The 5357-nt window shown below is 39.9% G+C and carries 4 protein-coding genes and 1 pseudogene; 3 read left to right on the top strand and 2 right to left on the bottom strand.

Annotation, left to right across the window (positions count from 1 at the left end):
• Positions 1–723 (top strand): annotated as a pseudogene (locus UC75_RS22065) (glutamyl-tRNA reductase); the annotation flags it as partial.
• On the opposite strand, the gene UC75_RS16000 reads toward UC75_RS22065, so the two are convergent.
• Positions 720–2594: a DNA primase gene (locus UC75_RS16000; RefSeq protein WP_049838157.1), complete on the bottom strand. Its 1875-nt coding sequence runs from the start codon at positions 2592–2594 to the stop codon at positions 720–722. The pseudogene UC75_RS22065 and the gene UC75_RS16000 overlap by 4 nt on opposite strands.
• Before the next feature lie 157 nt (positions 2595–2751).
• Positions 2752–3915, bottom strand: a complete 1164-nt coding sequence (locus UC75_RS15995; protein ID WP_049838156.1) for an outer membrane protein assembly factor BamD — start codon at positions 3913–3915, stop codon at positions 2752–2754.
• A 71-nt stretch (positions 3916–3986) separates the two neighbouring features.
• On the opposite strand from UC75_RS15995, the gene rluD reads away from it, so the two are divergent.
• Together rluD and UC75_RS22060 are read left to right on the top strand one after the other, a co-directional pair.
• Positions 3987–5039, top strand: coding sequence for a 23S rRNA pseudouridine(1911/1915/1917) synthase RluD (gene rluD / locus UC75_RS15990; RefSeq protein ID WP_005303089.1), 1053 nt, complete (start codon positions 3987–3989; stop codon positions 5037–5039).
• A 10-nt stretch (positions 5040–5049) separates the two neighbouring features.
• Positions 5050–5357 (top strand): laccase domain-containing protein (locus tag UC75_RS22060; RefSeq protein WP_228137439.1); only part of this gene is annotated, 308 nt, incomplete at its 3' end.

The raw sequence follows: 5357 nt of genomic DNA, 5'->3' as shown, positions 1-5357 counted from the left end.
GAAATGAATAGTTTGGTTGCTAAACATCTGGCTGAAATGGGTGTTGCCAAAATTATTATTTGTAATCGTAGCCGTGAGCGTGCTGACCAATTGGCTCAAGAGATTTCACATCAAGTTGAAGTTGAAATTATTGATTTCTCAGCATTAGCTGAAAATTTATATCGTGCTGATGTTGTGTCGAGTTGTACTGGTAGCTTATATCAAGTTATTGCTTATCAAGATGTTAAGGCTGCATTAAAGAAACGTCGCTATCAACAAATGTTAATGGTTGATTTAGCCGTGCCTCGTGATATAGATCCTAAAGTTGAAGCGCTTGATGGGGTCTATTTGTATGGTGTTGATGATTTACAAAGCGTGATTGATGAAAACCTTGCTCAACGACGTCAGGCCGCTGTTGAAGCAGAAGTCATGGTTAATCAGTTAGCTACCCAGCTTATTACGCATCAAAAAGTTAAAGAGGCGGGCAGCACAATTCATGCTTACCGCCAACATAGTGAAGAAATTAGCCAACAAGAGCTTACGCACGCATTAGAGGCTTTGCATCATGGTGAAAATGCTGAACAAGTATTACAGCAATTCGCGCATCGTTTGACGCAAAAGCTTATGCATCCGACATCTATTTTGCTACGCGAAGCTGCCAAGGCAGAAAATCCTGATTATTTAGAATGGCTACAACAGCATTTACAGGACGTCTTTGATCATGAGCGTAAGCCAAAACATTAAGACAACAGTCTTAAGCTAATTTGTTTTGTTAATTCATTGAGTTGCTGCCTTAGATTTCTTGATTCAATCAGAGAGATCGGTGACTTAAGCTTTTGACGTAAATATCTTTCTTTTAAGCCTAACGCATATTCTTGAGCTAACTTGTCAGCCACTTCAGGTGCTTGAGTTAATGCCTGGATATTGGTTCTTTGCATAATATCTGCAATTTCATGGCAATAACTGCTGCATGCACCTAAAACATAATAAGTCGCTAGCTCTTGGTCATCAGGCAACTCATCAAATATACGGTTTAAATTTGCTAATATTTTAGCCAATAACTCATCTTGAGGAATATAGGCACGTAATCCTTCAAAATGAATATAAAGGAATGGATGGTGCATCAAAATTGCGACAGCAAAGTCTTCATCTTTCGTTTGAATATTAAATGATAACGATGCATCGTGACTAACTTGTGGGGTAAAACGCTTACCTAAACCTAATTTTTCACGGAAAGATTGATTAAGTAAATAGCGGAAAGAGCCCTGTTTGGGTAATAGTTCAGTCAGTTCTCTGAGTTCACCCATGACCAAGCTTTTGCCTTCAGGGGTACTAATATCGTGTTGACCTGTTAAATGGGCAAACACAAAATCAGACAAAAGAGGGGCCTGTTGTAATAGTTTCTGGAAATTTTCAAGCCCTTCACGACGGATAAGAGAGTCCGGATCGTGGTCATTTGGTAGCACGAAAAATTTGAGTTCACGGCCATCATTGAGAAGTGGTAAAGCAATTTCTAACGTTCTGCGGGCTGCTTTTTGACCCGCAGCATCACCGTCAAAAGCAATGGTAATTCTGCTATTTTGTTTAAATAAAATATTAAGATGTTCTGTGTTACTTGCAGTCCCTAAAGTTGCGACAGCCCCTGTAATGCCATATTGCTGAAGCGCAATGACATCCATGTAGCCTTCAACCATTAACCAGTCGCTAGACTTAAGTTTTCTACCCTCATAAAGCCCGTAAAGTAGCTGATTCTTGTGAAAGACTTCTGAGTCAGGTGAGTTGATGTATTTGGGTTTGATTTCATCATTTAAGGCACGTCCACCAAAACCAACGACGCGGCCTTTAGGGTCTCGAATCGGGAAAATGACACGGTCACGTAATAAGTCAAAATCACGACCACTATCACTTGAACGAATAAGTCCAAGCTGTTTTAAACCATCAATATCATAAGGAAAAGCTTTTTCTAAGTGTTGCCAGTCTTCTGGTGCATAACCCAAGCGCCAAAACTGAATAGTCTGATTAGTTAAGCCACGTTGTTTAAAGTAGTTTTTTGCCTTTTGACTATTAGGTAATTGGTGCTCATAGAACTGAGCAACATTTTCCAGTAAGTCATATAAATTACCTTCTTGAACTGGTTCATCAAAACTAAAAGGCTGCTCAAACTGAGCAAATGGATCATCAAAAAATACAGGTTCAAGCGTGTTATAACTTTCATCAGTTGGTTGTTGTGGAGTTGGAGTTACAGGCTCCGCCGTATTTGCTTTAGCAACTGGTGGTTTCGTAACCTGACGGGTATAAGACAGCTTTTTATTTTCAGTATTATCTTTCGGTAGTTCGACTCCAGCGCTACTCGATAGCTCCTTCATGACATCTATAAAATTTCGGTTATCGATGTCCATAAGAAAACGGATCGCGTTCCCGTTAGCCTGACAACCAAAGCAGTGATAATACTGCTTGTCGCGATAGACATGGAACGATGGCGTTTTTTCTTGATGAAAAGGGCAACAGCCGGAATATGTACGTCCCGTCTTTTTCAGTTTCACACGTTGACCAATCAGATCGACAATATCTGTGCGATCTAAAATCTGATCAATCGTATGTTGTGGAATTGCCATAATTCAGATAACCGTATTAAAACTGATGAGAGAGTGAGTTAGAATATTCTGACATGATGAGGCAAGATCTACACAATAAATATTTTAATATTTTATAAAAACAAACAGGCAAGTGGTATCACTTGCCTGTTTATTGGTGCTTTTTTAAATTTGTAACTTATTGAGCAGCGTCGCTAGTACCTTGCGTTGCATCATCTGACTGAGTCTCAGTTGATACACCTGTAGAGCTAACAGCTGGAGCAACAGTTGTATTTTCTGCTGGTTGTGGCTCAGGTTTATCTAATAAACCGAAGCTTAAACGATTTGTCCAACTACGTTCTGACTTTGGAGCTTCAACAGTAGTTTTTTCTGGTTCTTCAGTTTCTTCTTTATCTGAATTACCAATTAAACCAAAGCTTACGCGATTGAGGAAACCACGTTTTGGAGCTTCTGCTTCAGCTGTGCTTTCTGGAGTTGCAGCCGTAGATTCACGACCGAAAATACCCAGAGTCGCACGGTTAATCCAGTTACCTTCTTTACGAGCAGCACGCATGTTAACTGTGCCGTCTTTTTTCACCAAGTTAGGATAATTAAGCTTTAAAACTTCAATATATTGTTGTGAAGTCGCTTTATCACCTAATTGATTATAGCTATATGCCAAAGTCGCTAATGCTTCTGGAACTTGAGGAGTTTGTGGATAGTGTTCAATTACCCATTGCGAACGTTCAGCAGCTGCGATCCAAGCTTTACGTTTAACGTTAAAACGTGCAGCAGTCATTTCATTTTCAGCAAGTTCTTGCCCAATGAACTTCATACGCTGAGCAGCATCAACAGAGTATTGGCTACTTGGGAAACGACGAATTAAATCAACAAAGTTCTGATAAGCAACTTTTAAATAACTCACATCACGATGAGATTGTTGCAGAGATGTATAGCGCATCAAACTGTCGTAGTTTTGCTCCATATTCGATACAGCACGAACATAGTAAGCATAATCTACATTTGGGTGTTGAGGATTTAAACGAATAAAACGTTCTGCTAAGGCAATCGCGCCTTCATAATCTTTTTGTTTAAATTTTGAATATAGAAGTTCAAGTTGTGCTTGTTGTGCGTATTGTCCAGTCGGATAATAAGTATCGATTGCCTCTAAAGACTTGGTCGCATCAAGATATTGACCACGGTCAAGCGACTTTTGGGCCTTTTCGAAGTAAGCTTGTTCACTAGATTGTGGGCCACTATCGACCACTTCTTTTTTACTTGGATTGCTGCTACAGCCCACAAATGCAGACGCTACACCTAAAGATAAGGCAAGCATCGTAATTTTATAACGTGGTAGCGACATAAAAACTCCTCTGTTATGTTGGGCAATGAGCTACAATTGCGCTATTAAACCACTTTTATCTCAATGATCAAATGACTTCAGCACAATCTTCAAACACAAACTTATCTGAAACCGACTTCAATTTACTTGAAGATTCTGAGGATGCAGATAACCATACTTCTGATACAACTGCAACACGTTTATCGTTGCAAGTTCAGTTAGATGAAACCTATCTGGGACAACGTATCGATCAGGTTGCGGCCTTGGTGTGGAATGAGTTTTCACGTGAAAAGCTTAAACAATGGTTGAAGGATGGCCATCTGTTGGTGAATGGTAACATTGTCAAGCCTAAGCACCGTTGTGAAGGGACAGAGCTGCTTACACTCGAAGTTGAGCTCGAAGCACAGACCACAAGTCAACCTGAAAATATTCCACTTAATATTGTTTATGAAGATGACGACATTTTAGTCATTAATAAACCAGTAGGCATGGTAGTACATCCAGGGGCAGGCAATAGTTCTGGAACTTTAGTGAATGCCTTGCTTTATCATTTCCCAAAATTGTCGGAACTTTCTCGTGCGGGTTTAGTGCATCGTATTGATAAAGATACAAGCGGTTTGTTAGTCGTTGCCAAGAGCCTTGAAGCGCAGTTTTCTTTAAGTAAACAGTTAGCAAATAAATCGGTTTACCGTGTATATGACCTAGTTGTTTATGGAAATATTATTGCTGGCGGTACTATTGATGAACCGATCAAACGTCATCCAGTTGATCGTGTGAAAATGGCGATTTTACCGGGCGGGCGTGATGCTGTGACCCATTACAATGTAAAAGAACGGTTTAAAGATTTTACTCGTGTACAAGCTCGTCTTGAAACAGGTCGAACTCATCAGATTCGTGTGCATTTTAGTTATATCGGCTATGGACTGATCGGTGATCAGATTTATATGAACCGTGTACGTGTACCAGCAGGCGCGTCTGAATTACTCATTGATACTTTACGTGGTTTTAAGCGCCAAGCATTGCATGCAGCTAAATTGGGCTTAAAACACCCTCGTACGGGTGAAGAAATGCTATTTGAAGCGCCGTGGCCTGAAGATTTTACGCATTTAGTAGATGTGTTACGTTCAGAAAACGCTGCATATTAAGGACGCGTATATGGAATTTGTTCAAGGTTTACCTCAAGGCGTATGTGTAGGACAGACACGTGTTCAACATCCTTTAGCATTAGCAACGGATCACCATGAATTATCTGGCTTTAATCTGGCTTTACATGTTAATGATGAGGCAAAACGTGTTCAGCAACATCGCATGATATTGCTAGATGAGTTTGCTAAGTTCGGTGTTAAAAAAATGACATGGATGACTCAAACACATAGTACGATTTGCCATACAGTAAATGAACAAATTCCTTTTAAGGCTTTAATTGGTGATGGTTTGGTCACTCAAACCAAAGGCCATGCTTT

It is taken from the genome of Acinetobacter sp. V2, assembly GCF_001188385.1.
GTDB classification, from domain to species: domain Bacteria; phylum Pseudomonadota; class Gammaproteobacteria; order Pseudomonadales; family Moraxellaceae; genus Acinetobacter; species Acinetobacter oleivorans.
Note: the sequence above shows the minus strand (reverse complement) of the source record. Positions and strands in the feature narration are given on the sequence as shown.